This is a genomic window from Nocardia sp. FDAARGOS_372 (assembly GCF_002554515.1).
Classification (GTDB): Bacteria; Actinomycetota; Actinomycetes; order Mycobacteriales; family Mycobacteriaceae; genus Nocardia; species Nocardia farcinica.
The window spans coordinates 47,646-71,052 of the sequence record NZ_PDDW01000001.1 but is presented as its reverse complement, the minus strand read 5'-3'; the positions used below and the strand labels follow the sequence as shown (position 1 = coordinate 71,052).

Here is a 23,407-nt window from a genome sequence, read left to right as displayed (position 1 = left end):
CCCCTCGGCTCCGGCCGAGGGGTTCAGCCGTGCAGGTCCAGGATCCGGCCGAGCGCGAGTTCGAGCGCGAAGCCCGAGTCGGCCGCACCACCCTTGACGTCGGCGTTCAGCGTCGCCACCACCTGGAGCGCGGAGCCGATGGTGGCCGGTGTCCAGCCCCTGGCCTGGGCCTGCGCCTTCTTCACCTTCCACGGCGGCATGCCGAGCTGCTGGGCGAGCTTGAACGGATCGCCGCGGCCCGCCGAACCGACCCGGGCGATGGTGTGCACCGAGTCCGCCAGCGCGTCGGCCAACAGCACATGCGGCACACCGCGATCGATCGCCCAGCGCAACGCCTCCACCGCCGCACCGCGGTCACCGGCCACCGCCAGCTCGGCGACCTCGAAACCGGTCACCTCCGCCCGGCCCGAGTAGTAGCGGCGCACCGCCGCCACGTCGACCTTGCCGCCGGTGTCGGCCACCAGCTGGGAGCAGGCCGCGGCCAGTTCACGCAGGTCGGAGCCCACCGCCTCGAGCACGGTCTGCACGACCTCGCCGGAGACCCGCACCCCGGCGGCCCGGAACTCGGCACGCACGAACTCCACCCGCTCGGCGGCCTTGGTGAGCTTGGCGCAGTTGTGCACCGTCGCCCCGGCCTTCTGCAGCGCGGGCGCCATCGCCTTGGCCCGGCCACCGCCGGAATGCAGCACCACCAGCACCACGCCCTCGGGCGGGTCGGCCGCGGCCGTGGTGATCACGCCCACCGCGTCCTTGCCCGCCTCGGCCGCCGACTCCAGCACGATCACCCGGTCCTCGGCGAACAGCGAGGGGCTCAGCAACTCGGCCAGCTCGGCGGTGCTCGCGTCACCGGCCCGCAGCCGGTCCACCGGCACCGCCTCGGGGTCGGGTGCGACCGCGCGTACGTCCCCGACGATCGCGGCGACCGCGCGCTCGATCAACAACTCTTCCTCGCCGAGGACCAGGTGCACCGCCGCAGGCCGTTCGCTCACCCGGCCGATCCTACGGTCCGCGACCGACAGCACCGGATCGGCCGCGGTGTCGGTCGCGCGGGGGCGTTCTCGTCATGGAGGTGTCGGCGGCGCGACCGCGTCGCCACCCATCACCCGCGACCGGGTCCGCGCGGCCCGCCACTCTGTGAGGATCGAATCATGCGATACATGCTGTTGTTCCACTACCCCGAGGAGACCGAGGAGTCGCTCGGCGCCGAGGCGATGGCGTCCGGCAGGCAGCAGTTCGCCGCCTACGCCGCGACGCTGGAACAGGCCGGTGTCCTCGTATCCGGCCAGGTGTTGCAGCCCTCCGACCGGTCGACCACGCTGCGACTCGTCGACGGGCGGCTGCGCATCCAGGACGGCCCGTACGCCGACACCAAGGAGCAGCTCGGCGGGGTGATGATCATCGACGTCCCCGACCTCGACGCCGCCCTGGACCTCGCCCGTCAGGCACCGCCGCTCGGCTGGGGCTGCGTCGAGATCCGTCCGGGCGCGGTGCACACCGAGGACGGGGTCTGGGTGCCGTCGTGACCGGCGCGGACACCGCGGCGGCGGTGGCCGAGCACACCGCGCGCACGTCGTACGGGCGGCTGGTCGCGGTGCTGGCCGCCGGTTGCGGCGACCTGACGCTCGCCGAGGACACCCTGGCGGAGGCCTTCGAGCAGGCACTTCGCACCTGGCCCCGCCGGGGTGTGCCGGCCAACCCGGAGGGCTGGTTGCTGACGGTGGCGCGCAACCGTCAGCGCGACGTGTGGAAGTCGGCGGGGTACCGGCGCAGCGTGCCGCTCGACACCGAGGACCCACCCGTCGAGGGCGTCGCGCTGCTCGACGACCTCGACGCCGATGCCATTCCGGACCGGCGGCTGGCGCTGCTGTTCGTGTGCGCCCACCCCGCCGTCGCCGCCGAGGCCCGCACGCCGCTGATGCTGCAGACCGTGCTCGGCTTCGACTCGTCCCAGGTGGCCCGGGCGTTCGCGGTGTCACCGGCGGCGATGCAGCAGCGGCTGGTGCGGGCCAAACGCCGCATCCGCGATGCCCGGATCCCGTTCGTGGTGCCGGGGCGGGGCGCGTTGGCCGAGCGGTTGCCGCCCGTACTGGAGGCGATCTACGGGTGCCACGCCCTGACCTGGCGCGAGGGCACCCGGTCGCTCGCGGGTGAGGCCCGCTACCTCGCGGTCACGCTGGCCACCCTGCTCGCCGACGAACCGGAGGCGTGGGCTCTGGCCGCCCTGACCACCCTGGTCGCGGCGCGGAACAGCCCGGCCGACACCGTCTTCCGGCCGCTCGACGCGCAGGACCCCGCCGACTGGGATCCGCGGCTGATCACCGAGGGCGAGGACTACCTCCGCCGGGCCGAGCGGCCGGGCGCGGCGCCGGGCCGTTTCCAGCTCGAGGCGGCCATCCACGCCGTGCACTGCGCCCGGCTCACCACCGGCGACACCGATTGGCAGGCACTGCGCACCCTCTACACCGCCCTGGTCGCCGTCGCCCCCACTCTCGGCAGCCGCACCGCGCACGCCGCGGTGCTCGGCCGCACCGACTCCGCCGAGGACGGGCTGTGCCTACTCGACCGCCTGCCGCCCGAGCGGGAGCGGTTCCAGCCCTACCACGCCACCCGCGCGGATCTCCTCGCCCGCGCCGGACGGTTCGCCGAAGCCGCCGCCGCGTACGACACGGCGGCCACGCTCACCGACGACCCGGCCGTACGGGAGTTCCTTCGGGCGCGCGGAGCGGCGGTCCGTGGATCGCCGCGGCGCTAACCGGGACTCAACAGCCGGACCAGGAACAGCGTCGACAGGGCGGCCACCGCCACCACCGTCACGATCCGGCGCGGTTCCCGGTACCGCAACGCCGCGACGATCGCGACCACCACCGCGGCCGCGACGAACCCGCCTGCCGCCCCACCGGGCACCGACAGCACCGCGCCCGGCCACGCGGCGGCGCGGCCGGCGACGGTGAGCAGCCACCACAACGGCGGGATCGCCAGGTGCAGTACCACTTCCGCGAGCGGCGACCAGAACCAGGCGACCGCGGCCGCGGCCGCCCCGATGATCGTCACCGGCGCGATCACCGGAGCCACCAGCACGTTCGCCGCGACCGCGACAAGACTGACCCGGCCGGTCAATGCCACCAGGAGTGGCACGGTAACGGTGAACGCGGCCGCCGAGACGGCGACGATCTCGGCCGGGAGCTGCCACCACCCCCGCTCCCGCAACCAGTCCGCCCAGCTGGGCGCGAGCAGGATCAGCGCGCCGGTCGCCAGGACCGACAGCGCGAACCCCGCACTCACCGCCAATTCCGGCCGGTACAGCAGCAGCCCGATCACCGCGGCGCACAGCGCGGGCAGCGCCTGCTTGCGCCGCCCGGTCGTCACCGCCGCCAGCGTGACCACCCCCATCGCCGCCGCGCGCAGCACGCTCGGATCCGGCCGCGCCACCACCACGAACATCACCAACGCCGCCGCCGCGACCGCCACCGCGGACCGCGGACTCAGGCCGAGCCGCCGCGCCGCACCGAGCACCACCGTGAGCACGATCGTGAAGTTCGCCCCGCTCACTACTTGTTAGCGGTACTTGTTTGCGCAGCTGCGCGACCGACCTACGCCCTGGCTTCCCGAGCGGCGCGCGGCGAAATCGTCGTACCCTGAGCAGAAATGACCCCCGCAGCGGCGGCTACCGCTCGGGGGCCCGGACTCCTGGGATGGAGGAATCGTGTCTGATCGTACCCGCGACCTCGGCGACCGTCTGGCCTCGATACGGAAGCGGCGCAGCCTCACTCAAACCGAACTCGCCGCCGCGGCCGGCGTCTCCCTCTCTACCGTCTGCAAGCTGGAGCAGCACGAGCACGGCACCCCGCGCCTGGCGACGCTGCGCAAGCTCGCCGCCGCGCTCGGCGTGCCGACCAGCGTGCTCCAGGGCGACAGCCACAGCGACGCCGAATCCGCCGACACAGCCACCCTCGACCTGTGGGAGCCTGTACGTCACGCGCTCGCCGCCCCGCCCGAATCCGACGAGGCCGACCAGCCCACCGCCACCGAGGTGCGCGCCGAGCTGCGCCGCCTGCAAGGTCTGATGGCCGCGCACCGGTATTCGGAGATGGCCGCCGACGCGCCGGCGCTCCTGCGCGACTCCGCGACGATCGACGACCGCGGGCTACGGTCGGCCGCGCTCGGCATGGTCGGCTGGCTGCTCGTCCAGAATCGGCAGTGGGACGACGCCGCGGTCGTGCTCGACCAGGCCGTCGACGCCGCCGACGACGAGATCCTCGCCGCGGGCGCGGTCACCACCCGCGTGTGGTCGGAGATCCGGCAAGGCAATCTCTCCGAGGCCCGCACGCTGGCGATGTCCACCGCCGACCGCATCGAGCCGCGTTTCTCGCGGGCGACCGTGTCGGCGCTGGCGATCTGGGGGCGGCTGTGGCTGTACGTCGCCACGATCGCCGCCCGTGACAACCGCCCGCACGAGCACGACGACGCGCTCGGCCTGGCCCGCGCCGCCGCGGCCCGCATCGGCACCGAGGTGTGCACGGAGCTGGCGACCACGCGGATCTTCGGGCCGACCAGCGTCGAGCACCTGGCCGCCGAAACGGCCGCGATCACAGAGCAACCCGCGCTCGCGCTGGCGATCGCCGAACGCACGCCGCCGGCCACGCTGCTTCCCACCGCGGCCGGCCGCCTGCGTCACCGCCTCGACATGGCCAACGCGCACACCCAGCTCGGCCAGTGGAGTGAGGCGACGGGCGCGCTGTTGACGGTCGCGCAGGTGGCGCCCCAGTGGCTGGCGCAGCAGCGTTACGCCCGCGACATCGTGGGCGAGATGGTGGAGCGCCGCCGCACCCTGACCGACGAGATGCGCCAGCTCGCCGACACCGTGCGTCTCGAGCTGTGACTTTGCGGGATCCCGCAAAGTACTAGATGCGGCCGACACGGCCTGAATCTGTCAGTGCGGCAGCGTGTCCCGCTGGGTGAGGCTGAGGGCAGCCCCGGCGCCGGGAGTGCTCCCGCCCCGGCGTCGGGTGCCTACCAATCCACGCCGCCCCTGGGGGACACATGGCCGCACCCGACATCACCGAGCACATCGCGCTCGAGGACGCACTACTCGACCGCACGATGCTCCCGCAAGCCTGGCCGCACGAGGCACCCGACCGCCCTTTCACCGTCGATGCTGCGCACTACGCGATGCAGCGGCACGCCTCCTGCCCGATCGAGACGTGCGCCCGCAAGCGCGCCGCGCACCGGGTGCTCGTCGAGGCCGGCCACGTCGTACCCGACCCGCGGAGCACGCGGGGTCTCGAATGATGGATCTCGCCGAGCTGCGGGCGATGTGGGAAGCCGACGACGAAGCCAAGATGCAAGCCGCGCGTTCGGATGGGCCACGCGGATGGATGGTCGACGCCGACGGTGCCGTGTCAGTCCTCGTCGACCTCGGCGGGGACATGATCGCGGTCCCGGCCGAAGACTGACCGACGATGCAGCTCAGCGAACGCCGCGCGGATAACCTGCTTCTGCCGCTCAGACAGCGGCGGCCACTTCTCCACCTGCTGCTTGGCGATCCACGCATGCATCTCGGCCTCGTAGTCGCGCACCATCCCCGAGTGTCCTCTTCCCTCGGCCGCTCGACTGCTGAAACGCCGAATGCGCCCCCGCCGATCCTGTGAAGGATCAGCGGGGGCGTTCGTGTACAGGTAGCGTCCCTCCGTCGGAAGGACGAAGGGAGATGATGACCAAACCTCAGCTGGCGCTGATGCGATCGCTGACGGTAGCCGGTGCGGTGGCGTTGCTTGTCGGAGTCGTACTGCTGGTGTTCGACCTTGCGAACCCGCAGGAAGTGTGCAGCACCTCGATACTCGGCTACGAGAGCTGCCGTACGAACCCCTCGAACCGCGGTGCCTGGATCGCTGGCGGCGCAGTGCTGTTCCTGGCGTGCACGTTCGTCGCCTGGTCCACCCTTTCACCGTCCGACGCGCCCGTGCGAAAGTCCGGGCGCGGAGGTTCGCTGCGTGGCCTGTGGATCATCCTCGGTGGCCTGTTCGTCCTGGTAGTTGTGGCGGCCACGATCGACATCGCGACCAGCTAGGCCGCAGGTGGGACGTCGATCCACTGGGCGGTGACCTCGGCCTCCGCGGGGATCAGGCCAGCGGCCTTGAACTGGCTGGTCATGTTCGCGATGATCCGAGCCCGCAGCGCGGTGGTGTCGGGGTAGTCGGCCAGGGAGAACTCCTCCTCGGCGGACACCAGGATCGCGTTGCCGTCGTTGTCGGTGGCGATCTCGCCGGTGGTCGAGTCGTAGGCGTAGCCCATGCCCATCGCTCCGGGCCGGGCGGGGCCGAGGCCGCCGGGACCCCATTTCGTCTGCAGCAGCAGAGGTCCGGCGATGATGCTGTCCGCGGCCATGATGTCTCTCCTTAGCTGTCCTTGCCGACCCAGTTGTCGATGGCGTACCCGTATCCGGTGGGGGTGCCGGAGAAGTTCTCGGTGCCGGCGGTGAGGATGCCGACGTAGCGGTTGTTGGCGCCGATGCTGATGGCTCCGCCGGTGTCGGTCCAGGTGAGCGCTGGGGTGGAGCTGCCTGCCAGGTACACGCTGTACACGTTGCCGGAGGCGCGGATCCGCAGCGCGGTGCCGGAGGGGATGGCGGCGGGAATGGTGGCGCGTTGGGTGAGTGTGCCGCCGATGCGGGTGAAGATGTAGGCGTCGGTGTCGGAGACGAGCGCTTCGACCCGGTTGCCTGCGCTGTCGCAGCGAACGAACACCCCACCGCCGCGTTGCAGATTCGGCGCGGTGGCGGGGGTGATGACGACGCAGGACACTTCGTGGGTGTCGGTGGCGACCGGTTGCGCCCACCGCGCCGGGTACACGGTGCCGGTGTTGGACGGGCCGCTGGTTCCGGCTTGGGCCTTGTTGCCGTCGATGACGGGGGCGAAGCTTCCCAGCGTGACCCAGTTCGCGCCCAATGGTCCGTTGGCGCGGTCGAAGTCGTCGCTGTACTGGGCGCCGGTGAACACCACCGCCGAGCCCGCGCCGACCGCAGCCGCGGCGACGGTCACCGCCACGCTCGGGGTCACCGCAGCCGACCCTGCACCGGTCGCGGCGGCAGGCACCGTGATCGCTGGCGTCACCACCACAACCACTGCGGTGGTTCCTTGCCCGGCCGCTGCCGCAGCGAGCACCGACGCCACACCGGTTACCACGGCACCAGCACCAGAACCGGCAGCCGAGACGAGACCGGTAGCGGTGACCGCGACCAGATGCGAGGCCGCGCCCTCACCGTAAGCGGGTGCGTCGATGACGGTCTTCACCACCGTCGGGGTGCCGTCACCAGCCCCGGCGGCGTCGACGGTGATCGCTGTGGCTGCCACGAGCACCGCGGAGCCGGTGCCGCCGCCTGCCGCGGCGGCGTCACGCCAGGGGACGTGCACGATCACCGCGTGCGCGACACCGGCGGCCATGGCGGGGGCGGTGATGATCACCGCGAACACCGGCCGCGGCGGGAATGTCACCGATGCGGTGTCCCTGCCCGGCACCGTGAGTGTGCCGGTGTCAGGGCGTGGTGCGGGGAATGCGCCGGTGTCGGCGTCGGGTAGGCGCATCAGTCGCCGGTGTAGGTGTAGGAGGGGGTGACCTTCACTTCTCCGGCGGGGTTCACGATGGCGTCGGTGGTGTCGAACACGTTCAACAGCGTCGACCCGTTCCAGCGGCACATGTGTGTGTAGCTGCCCGCGACGACGGTGAAGGTGATCTGAGATCCGGTGACGGTGCCGGCGGATGCTGATCCCCAGGTGGTGTTCTGGCGGGAGTAGCCGCCGCCGGTCGCTTCGTTGGCGGTGCCCGCGGCGCCGGGGTCGCCGGTGTGCAGGGAGTAGGTGTTGCCTTGGGCGGCCCAGGCGTTGGCCATCGAGTTCTTCACGGCGGTGGTCGAAGACATGAAGGGCTCCTCACTGCTGGTATCGGGCGGCGCCGATGATCCACGGGTAGTCGTCGGTGGTGGAGGTTTCGGCGTTGGGGTAGCGGACCCAGATGGTGAACTCGGTTTGGTCCGGGACGAGGGCGACGGTGGCGGATTCGACGCGCCAGGACACGGTGTCGCCGTCGATGCTGCCGGGCCAGGTCTGCCCGTTCTCCCACTTGATCTCGATCGAGGTGCCGGGTGGGAAGATCCCGTCGGGGTTGGTGCGTTCGAGGATCCAGTCGGCGCCGGTGTAGAGGTTGATGTGGTTGCGGTGCGGCGCCCACCCGAGGCCGTAGCTTTTCACAGGGCTGCCTCCATCAGTCGAATGCTGTTCCACGATGCGGAGTTCACGCCGTCACGCTGCACCCGTGCGCCCATCCACGAGCCGGTCGGGCCGTTGGTGATCTCGCACAGCAGCACCACTTCTCCGTCGATTTCCAGCCACGCGAATTGCCCGTTGGCGCAGAAAGCGACGGGCAGGTTGTTGTCGAGGATTCCGTAATCGGCGGTGGTCACATACGTGACGGCCTCGACGGTGCCGCCGGACAGGATGCTGGTGTAGCGGGCGATGCGCAGGTCGTTGTCGGCGAAGGTCCCGATCAGCCCGAGGGTGCCCTCAGCGTTCCCGCGCACGATGAGCGACGAATAGCCGGTGGTGGGGTCGATGAACCCGCCGAGGATCCTTCGACCCGCTGCACCCCGTTGACGTTGCCGGAGTTGCGCAGGATCGCTCGGTTGCCGTTGGTGGTGCCGATCGTCGTCCATGACCCGGACCTGATCTCGGCGTTGACACCGAACTGGGTCCAGCCGTTTCCGACCGCTCCGTCCGGGCGGTTGAAGTCGTCAGCGAAGATCTCCGCCCACTGTGACGGCCGCAGGATCTGGTACTCCGGCGGGTAGTCGCCGAGGCGGAAGTTCTTCTGATACGAGGTGGCGCTGGTTTGGTTCAGGAAGCTCAGTGCCCGCTTGTTCGGTCCGGCTGCCAGTGAGTTCGGTAGCCAGTGCTGCAGGAGCAGGATGTCGTTGTAGTAGACGCGCACCAGGTGGTCGAGGCTGATGCGGATCTTCATCCGCCACCACGACCGCTGCATCAGCCCCGAGTACGCCTGCGTGGAGGCGAGTGTCTCGATGGTGGAGGCGTTGCGGTAGACGATGATCCGGATCGTGTTCACCGCGGAGGCGGCATCGCGGTACACGACCACGATGGGCACGTTCAGCAGGTCGCTGAACCCGACCTTCGACCAGGACGAAGAGATCGCCGCGCCCCAGAATTGGAGCTGGATGATGTTGCCGTCGATGTTCAGGTCGTACTCGGCGCCCCACTCCGGGGTGTAGCACATCTGCTCGTAGGAGACCCCGCCAACTTGGAACACCGTTTCGGAGTAGTCGGCGATGCGTAGTTCGTTGCCTTGCAGCCACACCGACCTGGCCATGTTGGTGCGTTTCCAGGGCGGCTTGATCGGGTTCTCGTCCGGGCGTGCGTGCTCGGCGTCGAGGTCGCGCCAGCCAGCCCACGCCCACGGTAGGTTCCGGCGCAGCAGGAAGCTCACTCGGACTCCACCGCGCCGGAGATCGTGCCACCTACCGTGACCAGGTGCTTGCGCAGGCTCATCAGCACGCCGCGGTTGCCGCGCAGTCCCACGATGTCGTCGTCGGCGAGCAGCGGCCGGAACGCCTCCGGGTCAGCGGTCAGCCGAGCGATCGCGGCGTCGACCACCGACACCGCTTGCTCGGCCGGGGTCATGTCGAACAGGTTGTCGAGTGACGCGACATCGAACAGCGCGCACCACAGGGCTTCCCGGTTCGGCTGGATCACGTAGTCGCGCACCGCCGCGCCCGAGGCGCTGACGCATTCGAATACTCGTGCCATCAAGACCACCTCATTCAGGGACGTAGACGCCGGCCACGCAGATCTGCAGCACCTGCGGAGGGACCGAACCGACGACAGCGGTGACGTAGGGGAAGAACCGTTCGAGGTCTTCGACCGGGACTGACAGCGCGGAGAAGCTGCGCCGAGTGGTGTTGGGTCCGAGTGAGCCTTCATGCGCCACCGTGTACGCGGTGCCCTCGGCGTTCCATTTGCGGGTCTGGATCGTCATGCCGTTGTGCTGTTCGAGCAACGCGACGTGAATGTCGGTGAGGATCGCGTTCAGGCCGTCGCGCACGTTCAGCATGGGCCCCACCAGCAGCTCGTTCACGCCCAGCAGCACCTCCGCTGAAGCGCACACGAACTCCAGGCTCCATTCCTGGCTGTTCTCGTACGCGGCGTCGGCCAGGTTCTCCGCGTTCGCGGCCGCGTTCGCGGCAGCTTGCGCGGTGGTGACGGCTTCGTCCGCGGTGCCCTGCGCTGACACGGCGATGAGGCGGGTGTGCTCAGCGGGTTCGCGGATCTCGGATCCGACCGCGCCCTGCACGCCGGTGAATTTCGTCTTGGCGCCGTTGGTGGAGATCGCGAGGATCGTGGCCTCGTCTAGGGTGGAGCCGAAGTCCGTGCCCCACTCCCACGCATAGTCGTCGTCGGGAGGCGAACCGCCTGGCGTGGTCATCCGGCCTCACTCCTCGTCCTCTGCAGACGGAGCAGGGTCGCCAGGAGATCGAGCACTGCCAGCACGATGGCCAGCAGGAGCAGCGGCCGGATGAAGTCGCGTCCGGGGTAGCCCCACAGCAGGGTGGCGGTGCCGTGGGTGCAGATCAGCGCCAGGCACACCATCAGCCGCATCACCCCCGGCCGGCGGCGGTAGAAGTCCACCTCGAGCGGATCCCGTAGGCGGCCACGAAGATCCAGCCGAGGACAGCGATCGTCGCCAGCAGCCCGTTCGCCAGCGCCTCGCGGTTCGGGACGAAGATGTACGCCGCTCCCCCGGCCAGGGTCGCCGCGGCCAGGACGATGTGATTCACGCGGACGCTCATGAAGCTCCCCTCCGGAGTGCGATGGACTTCTCGATTTGCTCCCCGAAGTGGTTGGCCTCGATCTTCCTGGCAATGAACGCGGCAAGGTTGTCGACGACGTTGCGTTGCCGTCGCACCGCCGCCAGCTCTGCCTCCGCCCGCTGTGCACCTTCGCGTGCCTGCCGGGTCGGCGCCGACTCCTTGCGGTCACTCCTGGTCTTGGGCCACATGGCTCTCCCTCGGAGCGACCGCCTGGAGCAGCGCCGTCGCCAGCTTCGCGGTGCTCAACAGCTCCGTGTTCTGTGTCGCCAGCTCGCTTTTCACGGCCTGCTGGGCGTCGATGTGCTTGCGCAGGTACTCGTTCTGCTGCGCCAGGTCGGTGGTCAGCTTGTCGAGCATGGACCGTGGCACGAGGCGCCCGGTCACGACCATGGCCATGACGATGAGGGCCAGGCCAACGGTGCCGACCGAGTCCCACGGCAGCGCGGTCAGCTCGCTCATTCGCGGGCATCACCGCGTAGCTGGTCCAGCATCCCGATCCAGGGCTCCGCCTTCTTCAAGAACACCAGGATCGGAGTGAGGAACAGGACGGCTGCGATCGCCCATTGTCCAACGGTGGCCAGCGCGCCGTCGGCGAAGGTGCTCGCCGCCAGACCGAGCAGGCCCACGATGGAGGTCAGCGCGGCGATGAGCGCCTTCGCGATCTGGGACGGCTTGTACCGCAGCGGGTTGAGCGAGGTCACTTCGCACCGCCTTCCAGCAGCCGGTCCAGCTTGGCCTCGATGCGACGCACCCGCGCCGCGGTGTCGAGCGTCCAACCGACCAGCGACTTCGGTTCGTCGTCGGTGGATTCGGGCAGCTCGAAGCCGTCCCACACCACCTCGTTCCAGACGTCGGCCCACATGTCGTAGGTCCACGGCTCGGCCGGAGACTTCGTGGACTCGTTGACGTGCTCGGGTGCTGGATCGGGCGGATCTTGCCGGGCCACGGGTGCAGCTGGGCGGCGGCCTCGGTGACGATGTCTCCCACGGGTCTTCCTCCTTGATCGATTCCCCACGAGGCCAGCAGCTCCGGCAACTCGAGGTCGCTGAAATTCAGGTCCACGCCCTCCGGCCACGGCGCGCACTGACCGCGGTCGGTGTACTGGTGGGCGAAGTAGCCGCGCGGCTTCTGCGCAGGCTGGCCGGGCGGGCGGCCGTAGGACGGCACCACCAGCCGCATCCCGTCCAGACGCGACGGCCACAACTCAGGGTCGGCGACGGGGTTCCAGTAGCCGATCACCCGCCGCGGGTCGCCGTACCACTTGCGCAGCCGGTCGACCTCGTCATTCACCTCCGGCGACTGATCACCCCGGATCCGCTTCACGCCGTTGAGGGGTGCGCCTTCGACGTCGACCATCGTCACCAGCCGCGGGTCCCCCCACAGCCCCGCCTGCTCCAGGATGGTCTTGTGCAGGTCGCAGTTGGCTTGGCCGGGCCAGAAGAAGTAGTAGGCGATCACCGCCTGGATCTGCCCAGCCTTGATCAGATCCTGTGCCCGCACCGCGTTCTCGATGGCGAGGGTGTCGATCTTGTCGCCGGAGTTGGTGCGGAAGCAGAAGACGGGGTGCGGGTAGCTCGCATCCACCGCGATCCGCTGGTGCTGCGAGACGTCGGCCCAGGTGGTGCCCATCAGATCCTCCTCGACGGCGGCAGCAGCTGCGCGAACCCGGTCCTGACGAACTCGCTGTACTCCGGCGGTGGAGGTGGGCCGTAGATGCCCAAGTGCCCGGCGCGCAGGCGTTGCGCGAAGCTCACCAGCACCGGGTCGCCTTCGAGCCGGCCGATCTGGTAGTGCATCTCGTCGGCTCTCGTCCAGTCCGCGCCCCAGAAAACGCAGCCCTCGAACAGCTGCAGCCCTGCACGGACCTTGTCCGCGAGATCACGGGCCATCACCCGCCGTCCCCACGGGTACTTCGGAGCGTTCAGATCGATCGCCGTGCCCGACAGGTGGTTGCTGTTGGGCACCAAGTTCTCGCGGGACCACCCCCACACCGGGGAGACGATCTCCTCAACGTTGCGGTCGTACCAGACCATCCACGCCCCGAGGATCGTGGCCGCGTCGCCGCGGCGGATCGGCGCGGTGTCGATGAACTCCAGCGGGACGTCAGCGATCACGCATTCGTCTCTGTCGCACATCGGCCACCCGTTCTCGGAATGGGTGTAGTCGTACACGGTTCGGAAGCTCATCAGGCTCCTTCCCAGCGTTTGAGGATTCCTCGGCGGGCCTGCCCGCGTTTCTCCTGGTAGAGCACGCGGCGTTTCTCCACCTCGTCGTCGTCGAGGTCGCGCAGGTAGGCGTTGACCTCGGTCACCGAGTGCGTGTGCGGGTCGAAGCGCGGTGGGTCGTCGATCGCGTCGATGACTTGGGCGACGGGCTTCGGCGCGAGGGGTTCGTTGATCCGGTACCCCATGTAGCGCAGCTTCTCCACCAGCGCGGTGCGTTCCGGTGGGGTCATCGCCGCCGGGTCCTGCAGCCGAACCTTGGGCGGGTCGGGCTCGTCGATCGACACCCAGTCTCCGAGCGGATTGAGCGGTGACTGCTCGCCGCGGTAGGGGGCGCGGAGCTTCTTCACCGCCTGCGCGGGGTCGACCGGGGGGACACCGCACTCGGTGAGGTGTTTGGAAATCGCGCGGGCCAACGCTTCCGGAAGCACGATCCGGTTGCGGCCGCCGGCGTCGGTGCCGAACCCGACCGGGATGTACTGGAGCACAGGCAGGAACCGCTGCTCAGGGTCGTCGGGGTCGATGTCCTCGAGCTGCCAGATCTTGCCCAATCCAACCTCCTACAGAACACCCAGGTCGCGGGCGATGGACATGACGTCTTGCAGCATTTCCAGAGCCTTGGCCACCGGGTCTTCGGGTTCGCGGTGACCGACGGTGATCGTCCACGCCGGGGTGGTGGCGCGGTCCCAGGCGAGGACGAGTTCGGTGATGCGGTCGACGTACACGCGGCCGGGCTTGCCCCAGTCGCGGACAGTGGTGCCGATGCGGGTTCCGAGGAAGGCGTTGCCCTTGCCCCGCTCACCGATACGCAGGTTCTCCACGCCGTCAGCGACGGTGACGGTGTGGGACGTCTGCTCCCGGGTCCGCCACATCCCCGTCCTCAGTGCGATCAGCGCGGACAAGGTATAGGCGCGGTCGGCGCCCTCGCACCAGGTCTCGAAGTAGTGCGACCAGCCCAGCTTCTGAGCGCGGCCGATGTCCTGCCACTTCATGAACGCCAGGAAGACGTCGGTGTAGAGCGGTTTGAGCAGGGCGTCGGCCATGCCGCCGACGGGCGGGATGAACAACGCGGCAGCCACCAGATCCCCGACCATGTTGATGGTGGCCGAGATCAGCTCGTTCACGCCGGGCATCGAGTGGCCGCCAGTGACGAACTCGGTGGCCGTGGCCGGTTTCCAGTGGAAGCTGTGGGACTGGATGCCGGTGCGTTCGCCGTCGCGCAGGATGATGCCCGGTGCCCGAGGGATCGTGCCCTTCCACCCGGGGATGGAGTACTCCGGCGGGAATGTCGGGTCGTCGATGATGTCGACGCCTTCGGTCATGCCGTCGGAGCCGATGGTGGTGAACGCGCGAACGAGTCCGGTGAAGATGTTGCCGCCGAAGGATGTTTCGGTGTCCCAGCCGGAGTTGTCGACGAGGTCCCACACCAGGCAGCCGTGCTTGAGGTTCGCGCCCTCCCAGGGCGGTTCGTCACCGTCGAGGTAGCGGCGCGGCTGCCATGTGAGCTGCGCGTCCGCGACCGCGCGCTTGGCGACGTCGTGCATGTACTTGAAGCGGGAGCTGATGATCGCGAACTGCGAGTGGTCGGTGCCGATCGGGGTCGGCGCCACCACCATCTGCCAATTCGACTGGTCGAGGTCGAGCCACTGCTCGGGATCCATCGGGTCGTCGGGCAGCGTCCACAGTCCATCGAGCCCTTGCAGGCGGAGGAGGTTGACGAAAAGCGTCAGCTTGAGCGCCCACTTCGCGGGCCCGAACAAGATCCACAGCCGGGGGAACTGGATCTCCGGCGGCAGGAACGGATTGCTGTAGGCGAGGATGTTCTTGAGGTGCTCGTAGTCCGACTTGAAGCTGGCCTTCACGACCCGGCGGCCGGTGTCGTCCTTGTAGCCTTCGAGGTCGTCGAGCATTCCGCCCCACCGGGCGCCGTCCTTGTCGACGGTGACGTGGACGTTGTGGAGGCGGTCGTCGTGGTTGGTCAACCACTTCGACAGGTAGTACTGGGCGGGAAGCTCGATCGTGCCGACGCCGGTTTCGTTCTCCGGCAGCGTGAACTTCGCGGAGATCTCGTTGTGGACTTCGCCGACCAGGTTCCAGTCGCCGTCCCAGATACGCACCAAGGGTTTGCGGATACGCCGTTCTTGGTCCTTGCGCAGCCGCTCGTCGATCTCGCCGAAGACCTGGTCGAAGTCGATCGTTTCGACGGTGGTCACGCTTCACCTCCCCACGGGCGCGGCCACGGCCGCGGGCAAAGCACCCGGATACCGGTCCCAGCGGGTGCGCCGGTCACGGTGACGGGGACTTGAGTGGGCTTGGTGCGGCCCGGGATCGAGTAGTTCAGGCGCCGGCCGCCCATCCGCTGGGGGAACTCGGTGTCCAGGGAGGAGTTGAACTGGCCGCCCCACGCCATCTTGTCGGTGTTGATCTTGAGATGCTCGCCGGCGAGCAGCGGCGCGAGCACCACTTTGCGGAGGGCATCTTCTTCGGCGCGGTCGTAGAGGTCGCTGCCCCACGAGTAGTCGGGCAAAGTGACCACCATCCCGGCGGCGGAGGCTTGGATCTGCCAGACCGGCCAGATCTCGTAGTCCTCCGGCAGCGGGTTCGACACCGTCACATACCCGGTCTCTGTCCCGCCTCCGGTGGTGTCGGTCTGGGTGATGAACGTCGACACAGCGGGGTCTTCGACCCAGCGCGGGTAGGCGCCGACCAGCGGCACCAGCAGCTTCCCGTACTGCTCGGAGTTCGGGTCGTTGACCGCCTTGATGTTGACCTTCGCGCCCAGCCGGACAGGGAGTCGGCGGCGCGAATCACCGGTGGCCACCCACAGTTTCGACTCCCGGCGGAAGCTCAGGGAGTTACGGAACGCGGAGTCGATGTACCGCCACGGCATACCCTTCTCGCCCTTGACGTGCAGGGCCAGGATGAAGTCGAACTTCTCCTCCCGGGTGCCGCCGAAGTGGGCGCCGACCTCGAACGCTGTCGAGTTGTAGATCGCGGTGACCGGCGACTCGTACATGCCGTCGAAGTCGGTGCCCTCATCCTCGTCGGCCAGGCACACCCCTCGCCCCCACTGGCCAGGGCCAGCCAGCGGCCACCATTGGCCGTCGCAGCCCTCCAACTCGATGAGTGTTTCGTCGGGCAGCTCGATCATGCGCGCGGCACCAATCCGCGCACCCGGTCCCGCTGATTGATCTGCAGCATCTTCCACTCGCGCTGGAACTCGCCCGCGCTCATGCCGGTGTGCAGGTTCTCGATGATCGTGCGGGCGTCGATGTTCTGCATCGGCCGGGACCGGCGGGTCGCGGCATCGCGCATCTGTGCGCCGGTGAGCACCCACTCGGTTTCACCGCTCGTGTTGATCGCGACGGTGTTGTTCGGCAACGGGCCGCCTTGGTCGCGGACGACCGCGGGGATGCGCAGCGTCTTCATCAACTCCTCGATCCAGCCCGGGCTTCCGGGCACGACGGGACCCTGCTTGGCCAGCTCGCCCGCACTGGGTGAGGCCGGTGTGGGCTTGTCCTGGGACTGCTTGGCCAGGTCGGCGGCGACACCGATGGCGGCGCCGGTGACTCCCCCGATGTCTCCGCCCAGTCCGACGACGTTGAGTGCGTCCTTGAGCTGCCCGGTGACGGCTTCGGAGATGGCGTCGCCGAGCATCTGGATCGGGCTGGTCCCGGTGTAGCTGGACCCGCTGGCACCGGCGAGGGATTCGCGTTGCTTCTTCTGCTCGGCGACGATGGCGTTCATCGCCGAATACACCTCGCGGTCGGCCGCGGCCCGGTCCTCGTCGGTAGCGTCGGGGTCGGCGTAGACCTCGTTGCGGTCGGCCTTGGCGGTCTCCAGCGCCTGCTGCAGGTCGGCCAACCGGATCTCGTCGTCTGACATCGACCCGGTCAGTTCTGGCGCTTCCGGGACCGGCCCGCCGGTGGAGTTGGCTTCGGCCTTCTGCTGCTCCATCTCTTCCACCCGCAGCTGGGCTTGGCGGGCACGGATTTCGGCTTGCCGCTTCTCGTCCGGGGTCTTCTTCGCATCCGCCAGATCCCGGTCGCGGTCCTCTCGTGCCTGGTTGGCCGAGATCCGCGCGGACTCCAACTCCAGCTCGTCGGACTCGTCCCAGGTGTCGCGGGTCGACGAGGACCGCGACCGACGGCTGCGGGAGGCGCCGGAGTCGGGCGGGTTGAACGCCGACGCGGGAAGGTAGAACTTCAATGGAAGTTCGGGGCTGGCCGCGCTCTGCGCCCCAGCACCGACGAGGACACCGTTGGCGCCCGACTCGAGCGCGACACCGGCGAGGGTGCCGGCCATGTGCGAATATTGGCCGCCGCCGCCGCGGAAGATCCCGATGTCCAAGCCGCGCCCGGTCGGGTCCTTGCCCTGCCGGAAGCCCAGCGCGGTGAAGTCCGATTCGGTGGTGAACCAGCGGATGTAGGGGTCCAGCCCCTTGAGCAGGGCGTAGGCGGCGGAGATGAACGCTGAGCAATCCCAACTCGGGTTGCCGACGCCTGCGTACTGGTAGGGCTTGCCGGATTCGCCGCGCAGGAAGTTCATGGCCCGGCCGACCGCGATACCGCCGTCAGCCATCTTCGTCAGCCCGAACCCGAACATCCCGGCGACCTGGTCGAGGATCTGAACGGAGCGGCCTCGCTTGGCGGGCGCCAGCGGAATGAACGCTTCTCCACCGGTTTCCGGTTCGGCCCACTGGTAGAGCCGTGACTTCGGGGACTGGATCACGGCCTGGCTGGGCAGGGGTCCGTCCACGCCTCCGTCGGCGCGGGGCTGCGGGATCACCATCGGGGCACGCCACTCACCGGAGGCGGTGGCTTCCTCGTAGGTGATGTTCACCTTCTGGGTCTTGTCCGGGAGCTTCTTCGCGATCAGCGAATCCAGGCTCGCCAACACCGCAGCCAGGTTCGGGGCGGTGACGCTGACGATTCCGGGCTTGCCGTTGACGTCCTCGATCTTCACGCCGACCTCGGTCAGCCGGGCCCGCGCTTCCTCGGTCAACGCTTGGACCGGGATCTCCACACCGTTGGCGTTGGTGCGCAGCAGACCTTGGATGACGAGCAGCTGTTGCTCGACGGAGTCGGCGTTGCGCAGGTTGGCCAGGATCTCGATGTCGCGCGGCAGGTAGCCCAGGGCGGCGGCCATCTGGTTGATCTGCTCCTGCGCCAGGCCGGTGGAGTTGGCCAACTGCGCGAACTGCTGATCGTTCTGCGCCAGGATCGGGCCCAGCGGCACCCCAGCCTCGGCCGCGGTGATGGTGGCGTCGCGGATCTTCGTCAGCGTCTCGTACAGGCGCTGGCCGTTGGCGGTGGCGGTGTCGACCTGCCCGCCCTGCCCGATGAGCTGGGCGCCGAATCCTTGCGAGGCGTCCCACGCCTCGGAGGTGGCAGCGGCGGTATCGCGAACCTGCTGGTTGTACTTGGCCAACGCGTCCTGAGCGGCGATCGGCTTGCCCGACATCACGTCCAGGGCGGTCTTCATCGCGTCGATCCGCTCGGCCGCCGACGACGACGCATCCGCGAGGACCTTCACCGCCTGGCTGAGGGTGGCGAACCCCGGCGTGGTGTTGCGGGCGGTCTCCTGCGTGCGGACGATCTCATCCCGCAACGCCTGCAGCTCCGAGAGCGCGAACCTGCCGTGGGTGCCCATCGTCTGCAACTTGGCCGACAGTTCGTTGAACTTGCTGCTGTCGGCGAGGGTCGCGGCAAGTTGCTCATCAGACAGCTTGAGGTCGTCGATGACCCGCTTGGCGCCCTCCCACTGCTCGGCGTACCACTGCTTGTTACGCGCCGAGTCCATCCACGGCGGGGTGAAGTTGCGTTCGAGGAAACCGGGCTTGAAGTTCGCCGCGTCGTCCAGGCTCTTCTTCATGATCCCGATCTGCCGGGTCACGTTCTGAATGGCCTGGTCGTTGAACGCGCCCTCGTTCAGCGCGAACAGCTCAGCGAGTTCACTTCGCGTGGCGCCGATTTCGCGGAGGCTGTTACGCATCGCCTTGGCGTGCTCTTCGCCCTTCCGCATCTCCGAGTACAGCTGGTACACCGCGGCGGCGGCGGCGGCGAGTCCGATGACCCAAGGACCGCCGAGGGCGCTGACCACACCGCTGACCGCGGACCGCACACCCACCGCGCCGGCGGCGACAGCGCCCTGGGTGCGGCCGAACGTGCTCGCGGCGGTGGCGGCGTTCATGTACGCCTGCTGCATCCGCGCCACCACCGGGGCGTGCTGGCCCAGTTGCTGGACAGCGGAGCCGAACCGGCCCATCGCGACCGCGCCCATACCGGCGACGTTGGCGACACCGCCGGTGGCGGTGGCGACGTTGCGGGCGGCGACGAGGAAGCTGCCTGCTGCGGATGCGGCGGTGGCGAACATCGCCGCGAGGGAGGTGGTGCGGAGCACGACGAACGCAGCGGCTGCCGCCAGCACCGGTGCGGGGAGGTCGGCGATGGTGGCGATCACCGGCGCGATCGCTTGCCCGACATCGATCGCGGCATCGGCGGTGGCGTGCAGGCCGTCGACGATGCGGGGTGTCATCGCGGTGATCTGGTTCGCGGCGCCCTCGGCTAGGGATTCCATCGGTCCCTTGACGAGGTCGTACACCTCGAGGGCCAAATTCTGGGCCGCGTTGGTGATGCGCTGCATCGCGCCGGGCAGGCCCTCCATTTTCGCCGCGGCGACGTCGATGGCAGAGCCTTGCTTCGACATGGCGTCGTGCATCTTGTCGAAGCCTTCGGCGCCCTTGTCGGCCGCGATGGACGCCAACCGCATCGCGTCGGAGCCGAACAGGGTGGCGGTGGCCGCCTGATACATCTCCGGGGTCATGCGCCCAGCTGCTGCGTCGAGCTGCTCGAACAACGCGTGCAGGCCGACGAACTGGCCCTGGCTGTTGTAGACGGTCAGGCCGAGCTTCTCCATCGCTTCCTGCGCGGGCTTGCCCGTGTCGGTGAGCGCGAGCAGCGCGGACTTGAGCAGGGTGCCGGCGTCGGAGCCCTTGATGCCGGTGTTGGCCATGAGGCCGATCGCGGCGGCGGTGTCTTCGATGGTCAGCCCGAACTGCTTGGCCACCGCGCCGCCGCTCTGCAGGGCGTAGGCGACTTCGGAGATCTCTGCCGAGGATGCGTTGGCGGTGTTGGCGAGCACGTCGGCGACCCGGCTGGCTTGGCTGGCATCCAGCCCGAACGCCTGCAGAGCCGAGGACTGGATACGGGCGGCTTCGGCGGCGTCGATCTGCGCTGCGGCCGCCAGCGCGAGGGATCCGCGGGCGGCGTCCATCGACTGCTGGACGGTGAACCCGCCCTTGGCGAGTTCGGTCATCGCCGCTGCGGCGTCGTTGGCGGAGGTGCCGGGCAGCTGGGCGTCGTTGCCGAGCTGCTTGGCCTTCTCCGACACCTTCGCCATCTGATCGGCGGTGGCGCCGGCGACGGCCTTCATCGTGTTCAGGCTGGTGGTGAAGTCGTTACCGATCTCGATGACCTTGCCGAACGCCACCGCGGCCCCGCCGACGGCGACGCCGAGGCTGGCGCCGATCGCCCCCGCCACCCCGACCGCTGGCGCCAGACCTGCCCGCATGGCAGGGATGAACTGGCGCAGGTCGGGTGCAACGAGGATGTCGATCCGGCCACCGGCCACAGGCTCACCTCCCAGCTTGAGCGCGCGCCTGATTCAATTGCGCGAGTTTCGACTTCGGACCAGACGAGCGTTGGTCGGGGATCTGATAGGGCTTCTGCGCTTCCCGGAACCGGGCGATCAGCTGTTCGGTGATCTCCGGAGGGCGTTGTGCGACCGGCGGCAGGATCGGGGTCGGGGGTGGTTTGATGCCGTACTTGAGGCGCCGTGCCCGCTCTGCCTTGACCTGAGGGTCGTCGGGGTCGGTGACTGCGGAGACGTAGCCGAAGGTGGTATCGAAGTCGCAGCGGTCCACGAGCATGGCGAGGTTTTCGCTGTCGCGGGCCCGCTGCGCGTCGCGGGCTTCGGCGTCTTCGATCAGTGCCGCCACATCGGTGTAGGGCATGGTCGCGAGCGCGACCCGCAAGTTCACCCCGTGGTAGTACTGGACTCTGGCGAAGGTTGCGCCCCAGCGGGATTGGTCATCCCGTAGCCCGGCAAGGGCGCGAGCAGGTTTCCCTCTGCCAGCTCGCTCAGGTTGATGATGCGGTTCATCGCCTTCGACGCCAGGTCCGGGTTGAGGTCGGCGATGAACTGCCACAGGCCGGGTCCGTCGGTGGTGATGAGGGTGAGCATCTGCTCGAACTCGCCTCGGCTGAGCAGCTTGTGGAACTGCACCACCTCATCGCCGGAGAACCCGCGACGCACATCGGCCTCGACACCGCCCAGGCGGATGGGAACGGGCGGCTTCTCGTCGGTGCCGAAGTCGGCGAGGATGTCGATGGCCTCCGCGGCCGGCGCGGGCTTGGTGGCCCGCGCCGGCCGGGCGGTGCGAGGGGTGGTCGCGCGCTTGGTGGTGGCCATCAGGAGATGACCACCGTGCCCGCTGGGGTGAGGCTCGCGCCGCTGGCCGACAGGGTGCCGGGCGCGGTGATGGTCACCGAGTAGGGGCCGCCGGTGGGGCCGGTGACCGTCGCGTTGCCGGTGCCCACAGTGGAGAGGGCTTCCAGCGCGGACTGCACCGTGGCCGCGGTCGCGTCGTAGGCGATGCCGGTGGTGGTCTGCCCACCGAACGACAGGGTGAACGTGCCGCCGGTGGTGCCCGCCGGGAGGGTGACGGTCGCCTGTGTCTGCAGCGGGTTGAAGCTGGTGAGCGGCACGAACGGTTCCAGGGCCAGCAGCTCGAGCTCGAACCCGTCCAGATCCTCACCGCCGAAGGTGCGCGGCGGCGGGGTGGTGAGGGTGACCAGCGGGGAGTAGAACGCTTGGGTGGCCGCGTCGTCGCGCAGCACCATCAGCAGCGCGAACTCTTCGTCGTCGCCCATCGACCACTCGTACACACCGGAGCCGGGCGGGACCTCGGCGATGCTGCCGCCCTGCAGCGCGGTCAGCACAGTGGCCACCGAGTAGTCCACCGGGCGCAGCTTGATCCGCTCCTCGGTCGGGGACTTGATGACCTTGTACGGGGCCAACCTGCGGTTCCATACCCGCTTCGGGTTGACGTCCCGGGTTGGGGTCAACTCGAAGCCGGCCTCGATGCCGCCGAAGGCATCCCAGCGGACCGACCCGCTGACAGGATCGATCGCGAACGGGTCTTCGGGGCGGGCGGTGCGGGCCGGGGCGCGGTAACCGTCGCCGTCGAGCCAGATGTAGGACTTTTCGGGTGCGGCGTGATCGCTCACGATGCCTCCTCTGGTGAGGTGCCCGCCAAGGCGGGCCGGAGATGGGGGTTAGTTGCGGGGCGCGCGCATCTTGAGCTCGACACGCACCGTCGCGCGGTACAGCGGTTGATCCGCGCCGCGGGTCTTGTCCACGCTGGTGATGGGTCCATCGGTCCAGCGGGCCGTCCACGCCGACCCTCGGAACTGTTGGGCGCGGGTTCGGCCGAGCAACTGCCCGGCCATGGCCGCGATGTCCCACGCGACCTCTTCGGGGTCCTTCTCGCCCGGGGCGGCTTTCGGCACCCACGCATCGATCTGGACCAGCGGTGACCGCAGCATCGGGTCGGAGCCGACGTTGCCGGGTGCCCTGATCGTGACGAACGGCCCGGTGATCGGGTCCGGCGCATCGCGCGTCGACACGGCCTCGGGCGGGCACAATGCAGTGAAGGCAGGCTGCGCGATCAGGAACAGGCGGACCGCGCCCGGCGCGAACGGGATCATCCGAGGCCCGTCTGGGCGCGGAACGCGCCGCGGTCGTTGTAGCGGGCGAGTTCACGTGCGGCGTCGGCGAGGATCGCGTGCGCGGGAGTGTCGACGGTGCCGAACTCCTTGATGAACGCCAGCGGGTCGTTGTCGACCAGAAACACCTGGTCGCCGTCGACCTCGACGTCAACTCCGTCGCGGTATGCGCCCGACACCACCGGCGCGAGCTGACGTGCCTTCGCGGCAGCCTGCTCGGCCATCTGAATCCGGGAGGGGGTCGATCCTCGACGGGCTTCGCTGTACACCGCGGCCTCGAAGATCTCCAGCCGCGCCCGCCCGCCACCGACGAAGTTGTTGCCGGCCATCAGGCTTCGGGCGCCTTCACGGTCACGGCGCGCCGCGGCTTCTCAGCCTTGTCCACCACATCCTCGACCGTCTGACCCGCGGCGGGGTCGATGCGGGTGTCGGTGTCGGGCTTGGCTTCGGTGCGGATACGGTAGGCCTTGGAATGCTCGTCGGCGTAGTGGGTGACGCCGGCGGGGTCGGTCCACGACTTGATCATG

The 23,407-nt window shown here is 69.1% G+C and carries 33 protein-coding genes; 5 read left to right on the top strand and 28 right to left on the bottom strand.

Going from position 1 to position 23,407, the window contains the following annotated elements; genetic code table 11:
• Window positions 1-23: 23 nt before the first annotated feature.
• Window positions 24-989 (bottom strand): DNA polymerase III subunit delta, encoded by a 966-nt coding sequence (gene holA, locus CRM89_RS00505; RefSeq protein ID WP_098086842.1) that lies wholly within the window; start codon window positions 987-989, stop codon window positions 24-26.
• 159 nt (window positions 990-1,148) lie between these two features.
• On the opposite strand from holA, the gene CRM89_RS00500 reads away from it, so the two are divergent.
• Together CRM89_RS00500 and CRM89_RS00495 are read left to right on the top strand one after the other, a co-directional pair.
• The gene (locus CRM89_RS00500) at window positions 1,149-1,523 is read left to right on the top strand and encodes a YciI family protein (RefSeq protein ID WP_086842840.1); all 375 of its coding nucleotides are present in this window, start codon (window positions 1,149-1,151) and stop codon (window positions 1,521-1,523) included.
• The gene (locus tag CRM89_RS00495; protein ID WP_098082976.1) at window positions 1,520-2,752 is read left to right on the top strand and encodes an RNA polymerase sigma factor; all 1,233 of its coding nucleotides are present in this window, start codon (window positions 1,520-1,522) and stop codon (window positions 2,750-2,752) included. Before CRM89_RS00500 ends, CRM89_RS00495 begins: the two co-directional genes overlap by 4 nt.
• Here the strand turns inward: CRM89_RS00495 and CRM89_RS00490 are convergent.
• Complete coding sequence (locus CRM89_RS00490; RefSeq protein ID WP_212735017.1) at window positions 2,749-3,549, bottom strand: ComEC/Rec2 family competence protein; 801 nt, start codon at window positions 3,547-3,549, stop codon at window positions 2,749-2,751. The two genes, CRM89_RS00495 and CRM89_RS00490, sit on opposite strands and share 4 nt — an antisense overlap.
• 154 nt (window positions 3,550-3,703) lie before the next feature.
• On the opposite strand from CRM89_RS00490, the gene CRM89_RS00485 reads away from it, so the two are divergent.
• Complete coding sequence (locus CRM89_RS00485; RefSeq protein ID WP_098082928.1) at window positions 3,704-4,879, top strand: helix-turn-helix domain-containing protein; 1,176 nt, start codon at window positions 3,704-3,706, stop codon at window positions 4,877-4,879.
• 161 nt (window positions 4,880-5,040) lie between these two features.
• On the top strand, window positions 5,041-5,289 hold the full coding sequence (locus CRM89_RS00480; RefSeq protein ID WP_098082927.1) for a hypothetical protein: 249 nt from the start codon (window positions 5,041-5,043) through the stop codon (window positions 5,287-5,289).
• A 110-nt stretch (window positions 5,290-5,399) separates the two neighbouring features.
• Here CRM89_RS00480 and CRM89_RS30270 read toward each other — a convergent pair whose 3' ends face one another.
• Window positions 5,400-5,579 carry a hypothetical protein gene (locus CRM89_RS30270; RefSeq protein WP_127516001.1) on the bottom strand — a complete coding sequence of 60 codons (180 nt, stop codon included), beginning with the start codon at window positions 5,577-5,579 and terminating at the stop codon, window positions 5,400-5,402.
• 155 nt (window positions 5,580-5,734) lie between these two features.
• Between CRM89_RS30270 and CRM89_RS00475 the strand changes: the two genes are divergently transcribed.
• A complete protein-coding gene (locus CRM89_RS00475; RefSeq protein ID WP_127515999.1) occupies window positions 5,735-6,067 on the top strand; it encodes a hypothetical protein in 333 nt (110 codons plus the stop codon).
• On the opposite strand, the gene CRM89_RS00470 is transcribed toward CRM89_RS00475, so the two are convergent.
• The 25 genes from CRM89_RS00470 to CRM89_RS00360 form a co-directional block, all read right to left on the bottom strand.
• Window positions 6,064-6,384 carry a hypothetical protein gene (locus CRM89_RS00470; RefSeq protein ID WP_011208084.1) on the bottom strand — a complete coding sequence of 107 codons (321 nt, stop codon included), beginning with the start codon at window positions 6,382-6,384 and terminating at the stop codon, window positions 6,064-6,066. The two genes, CRM89_RS00475 and CRM89_RS00470, sit on opposite strands and share 4 nt — an antisense overlap.
• Window positions 6,385-6,395: 11 nt before the next feature.
• Window positions 6,396-7,490 carry a hypothetical protein gene (locus CRM89_RS00465; protein WP_127516026.1) on the bottom strand — a complete coding sequence of 365 codons (1,095 nt, stop codon included), beginning with the start codon at window positions 7,488-7,490 and terminating at the stop codon, window positions 6,396-6,398.
• 89 nt (window positions 7,491-7,579) lie between these two features.
• Complete coding sequence (locus CRM89_RS00460) at window positions 7,580-7,915, bottom strand: hypothetical protein (RefSeq protein WP_253805078.1); 336 nt, start codon at window positions 7,913-7,915, stop codon at window positions 7,580-7,582.
• Window positions 7,916-7,925: 10 nt separating this feature from the next.
• A complete protein-coding gene (locus CRM89_RS00455) occupies window positions 7,926-8,243 on the bottom strand; it encodes a hypothetical protein (protein ID WP_098082923.1) in 318 nt (105 codons plus the stop codon).
• Window positions 8,240-8,572, bottom strand: coding sequence for a hypothetical protein (locus CRM89_RS30265; RefSeq protein WP_127516024.1), 333 nt, complete (start codon window positions 8,570-8,572; stop codon window positions 8,240-8,242). Before CRM89_RS30265 ends, CRM89_RS00455 begins: the two co-directional genes overlap by 4 nt.
• A complete protein-coding gene (locus CRM89_RS00445) occupies window positions 8,539-9,489 on the bottom strand; it encodes a hypothetical protein (RefSeq protein WP_098082973.1) in 951 nt (316 codons plus the stop codon). Before CRM89_RS00445 ends, CRM89_RS30265 begins: the two co-directional genes overlap by 34 nt.
• Window positions 9,486-9,809, bottom strand: coding sequence for a hypothetical protein (locus CRM89_RS00440; protein WP_127516022.1), 324 nt, complete (start codon window positions 9,807-9,809; stop codon window positions 9,486-9,488). Before CRM89_RS00440 ends, CRM89_RS00445 begins: the two co-directional genes overlap by 4 nt.
• Window positions 9,810-9,819: 10 nt before the next feature.
• Window positions 9,820-10,485, bottom strand: a complete 666-nt coding sequence (locus CRM89_RS00435; RefSeq protein WP_098082972.1) for a hypothetical protein — start codon at window positions 10,483-10,485, stop codon at window positions 9,820-9,822.
• Entirely contained in the window at window positions 10,482-10,688 is a 207-nt protein-coding gene (locus CRM89_RS30260) for a hypothetical protein (protein WP_127516020.1), read from the bottom strand. Before CRM89_RS30260 ends, CRM89_RS00435 begins: the two co-directional genes overlap by 4 nt.
• Window positions 10,658-10,849, bottom strand: a complete 192-nt coding sequence (locus CRM89_RS00430; RefSeq protein WP_098082971.1) for a hypothetical protein — start codon at window positions 10,847-10,849, stop codon at window positions 10,658-10,660. The genes CRM89_RS30260 and CRM89_RS00430 overlap by 31 nt, the downstream gene beginning before the upstream one ends.
• Window positions 10,846-11,058 carry a hypothetical protein gene (locus CRM89_RS30255; protein WP_011208076.1) on the bottom strand — a complete coding sequence of 71 codons (213 nt, stop codon included), beginning with the start codon at window positions 11,056-11,058 and terminating at the stop codon, window positions 10,846-10,848. The genes CRM89_RS00430 and CRM89_RS30255 overlap by 4 nt, the downstream gene beginning before the upstream one ends.
• Entirely contained in the window at window positions 11,036-11,329 is a 294-nt protein-coding gene (locus CRM89_RS00425) for a hypothetical protein (protein ID WP_011208075.1), read from the bottom strand. Before CRM89_RS00425 ends, CRM89_RS30255 begins: the two co-directional genes overlap by 23 nt.
• Window positions 11,326-11,571, bottom strand: coding sequence for a hypothetical protein (locus tag CRM89_RS00420; RefSeq protein WP_098082919.1), 246 nt, complete (start codon window positions 11,569-11,571; stop codon window positions 11,326-11,328). Before CRM89_RS00420 ends, CRM89_RS00425 begins: the two co-directional genes overlap by 4 nt.
• A complete protein-coding gene (locus CRM89_RS00415) occupies window positions 11,568-11,816 on the bottom strand; it encodes a hypothetical protein (protein ID WP_098082970.1) in 249 nt (82 codons plus the stop codon). Before CRM89_RS00415 ends, CRM89_RS00420 begins: the two co-directional genes overlap by 4 nt.
• 682 nt (window positions 11,817-12,498) lie before the next feature.
• Window positions 12,499-13,056 carry a M15 family metallopeptidase gene (locus tag CRM89_RS00410; RefSeq protein WP_098082969.1) on the bottom strand — a complete coding sequence of 186 codons (558 nt, stop codon included), beginning with the start codon at window positions 13,054-13,056 and terminating at the stop codon, window positions 12,499-12,501.
• Window positions 13,056-13,643, bottom strand: a complete 588-nt coding sequence (locus tag CRM89_RS00405; protein ID WP_098082968.1) for a DUF2744 domain-containing protein — start codon at window positions 13,641-13,643, stop codon at window positions 13,056-13,058. The genes CRM89_RS00410 and CRM89_RS00405 overlap by 1 nt, the downstream gene beginning before the upstream one ends.
• 9 nt (window positions 13,644-13,652) lie before the next feature.
• A complete protein-coding gene (locus tag CRM89_RS00400) occupies window positions 13,653-15,305 on the bottom strand; it encodes a phage tail protein (RefSeq protein WP_098082967.1) in 1,653 nt (550 codons plus the stop codon).
• Window positions 15,302-16,243 (bottom strand): phage tail protein, encoded by a 942-nt coding sequence (locus tag CRM89_RS00395; protein WP_098082966.1) that lies wholly within the window; start codon window positions 16,241-16,243, stop codon window positions 15,302-15,304. The genes CRM89_RS00400 and CRM89_RS00395 overlap by 4 nt, the downstream gene beginning before the upstream one ends.
• Window positions 16,240-20,724, bottom strand: coding sequence for a phage tail tape measure protein (locus CRM89_RS31485; protein WP_253805077.1), 4,485 nt, complete (start codon window positions 20,722-20,724; stop codon window positions 16,240-16,242). Before CRM89_RS31485 ends, CRM89_RS00395 begins: the two co-directional genes overlap by 4 nt.
• A gap of 4 nt (window positions 20,725-20,728) precedes the next feature.
• Complete coding sequence (locus CRM89_RS00385) at window positions 20,729-21,133, bottom strand: hypothetical protein (RefSeq protein WP_098082965.1); 405 nt, start codon at window positions 21,131-21,133, stop codon at window positions 20,729-20,731.
• A complete protein-coding gene (locus tag CRM89_RS00380; RefSeq protein ID WP_098082964.1) occupies window positions 21,130-21,564 on the bottom strand; it encodes a hypothetical protein in 435 nt (144 codons plus the stop codon). Before CRM89_RS00380 ends, CRM89_RS00385 begins: the two co-directional genes overlap by 4 nt.
• Window positions 21,564-22,382, bottom strand: a complete 819-nt coding sequence (locus tag CRM89_RS00375; protein ID WP_216641953.1) for a hypothetical protein — start codon at window positions 22,380-22,382, stop codon at window positions 21,564-21,566. The genes CRM89_RS00380 and CRM89_RS00375 overlap by 1 nt, the downstream gene beginning before the upstream one ends.
• A gap of 48 nt (window positions 22,383-22,430) precedes the next feature.
• On the bottom strand, window positions 22,431-22,862 hold the full coding sequence (locus tag CRM89_RS00370; protein WP_098082963.1) for a hypothetical protein: 432 nt from the start codon (window positions 22,860-22,862) through the stop codon (window positions 22,431-22,433).
• On the bottom strand, window positions 22,859-23,209 hold the full coding sequence (locus CRM89_RS00365) for an HK97 gp10 family phage protein (RefSeq protein WP_253805076.1): 351 nt from the start codon (window positions 23,207-23,209) through the stop codon (window positions 22,859-22,861). The genes CRM89_RS00370 and CRM89_RS00365 overlap by 4 nt, the downstream gene beginning before the upstream one ends.
• A complete protein-coding gene (locus CRM89_RS00360; protein WP_011208062.1) occupies window positions 23,209-23,406 on the bottom strand; it encodes a hypothetical protein in 198 nt (65 codons plus the stop codon). The genes CRM89_RS00365 and CRM89_RS00360 overlap by 1 nt, the downstream gene beginning before the upstream one ends.
• Window position 23,407: the final 1 nt, after the last annotated feature.

What these genes read in the sequence shown, in the direction of transcription:
- CRM89_RS00360 (WP_011208062.1), bottom strand. Translation starts at nt 23,406, where the DNA reads ATGATCAAGTCGTGGACCGACCCCGCCGGCGTCACCCACTACGCCGAC.
- CRM89_RS00500 (WP_086842840.1), top strand. Translation starts at nt 1,149, where the DNA reads ATGCGATACATGCTGTTGTTCCACTACCCCGAGGAGACCGAGGAGTCG.
- CRM89_RS00460 (WP_253805078.1), bottom strand. Translation starts at nt 7,915, where the DNA reads ATGTCTTCGACCACCGCCGTGAAGAACTCGATGGCCAACGCCTGGGCC.
- CRM89_RS30255 (WP_011208076.1), bottom strand. Translation starts at nt 11,058, where the DNA reads ATGTGGCCCAAGACCAGGAGTGACCGCAAGGAGTCGGCGCCGACCCGG.
- CRM89_RS00380 (WP_098082964.1), bottom strand. Translation starts at nt 21,564, where the DNA reads ATGGCCACCACCAAGCGCGCGACCACCCCTCGCACCGCCCGGCCGGCG.
- CRM89_RS00475 (WP_127515999.1), top strand. Translation starts at nt 5,735, where the DNA reads ATGCGATCGCTGACGGTAGCCGGTGCGGTGGCGTTGCTTGTCGGAGTC.
- CRM89_RS00395 (WP_098082966.1), bottom strand. Translation starts at nt 16,243, where the DNA reads ATGATCGAGCTGCCCGACGAAACACTCATCGAGTTGGAGGGCTGCGAC.
- CRM89_RS00370 (WP_098082963.1), bottom strand. Translation starts at nt 22,862, where the DNA reads ATGATCCCGTTCGCGCCGGGCGCGGTCCGCCTGTTCCTGATCGCGCAG.
- CRM89_RS00365 (WP_253805076.1), bottom strand. Translation starts at nt 23,209, where the DNA reads ATGGCCGGCAACAACTTCGTCGGTGGCGGGCGGGCGCGGCTGGAGATC.
- CRM89_RS30270 (WP_127516001.1), bottom strand. Translation starts at nt 5,579, where the DNA reads ATGGTGCGCGACTACGAGGCCGAGATGCATGCGTGGATCGCCAAGCAG.
- CRM89_RS00470 (WP_011208084.1), bottom strand. Translation starts at nt 6,384, where the DNA reads ATGGCCGCGGACAGCATCATCGCCGGACCTCTGCTGCTGCAGACGAAA.
- CRM89_RS00425 (WP_011208075.1), bottom strand. Translation starts at nt 11,329, where the DNA reads ATGAGCGAGCTGACCGCGCTGCCGTGGGACTCGGTCGGCACCGTTGGC.
- CRM89_RS00480 (WP_098082927.1), top strand. Translation starts at nt 5,041, where the DNA reads ATGGCCGCACCCGACATCACCGAGCACATCGCGCTCGAGGACGCACTA.
- CRM89_RS00440 (WP_127516022.1), bottom strand. Translation starts at nt 9,809, where the DNA reads ATGGCACGAGTATTCGAATGCGTCAGCGCCTCGGGCGCGGCGGTGCGC.
- CRM89_RS00435 (WP_098082972.1), bottom strand. Translation starts at nt 10,485, where the DNA reads ATGACCACGCCAGGCGGTTCGCCTCCCGACGACGACTATGCGTGGGAG.
- CRM89_RS00410 (WP_098082969.1), bottom strand. Translation starts at nt 13,056, where the DNA reads ATGAGCTTCCGAACCGTGTACGACTACACCCATTCCGAGAACGGGTGG.
- CRM89_RS00430 (WP_098082971.1), bottom strand. Translation starts at nt 10,849, where the DNA reads ATGAGCGTCCGCGTGAATCACATCGTCCTGGCCGCGGCGACCCTGGCC.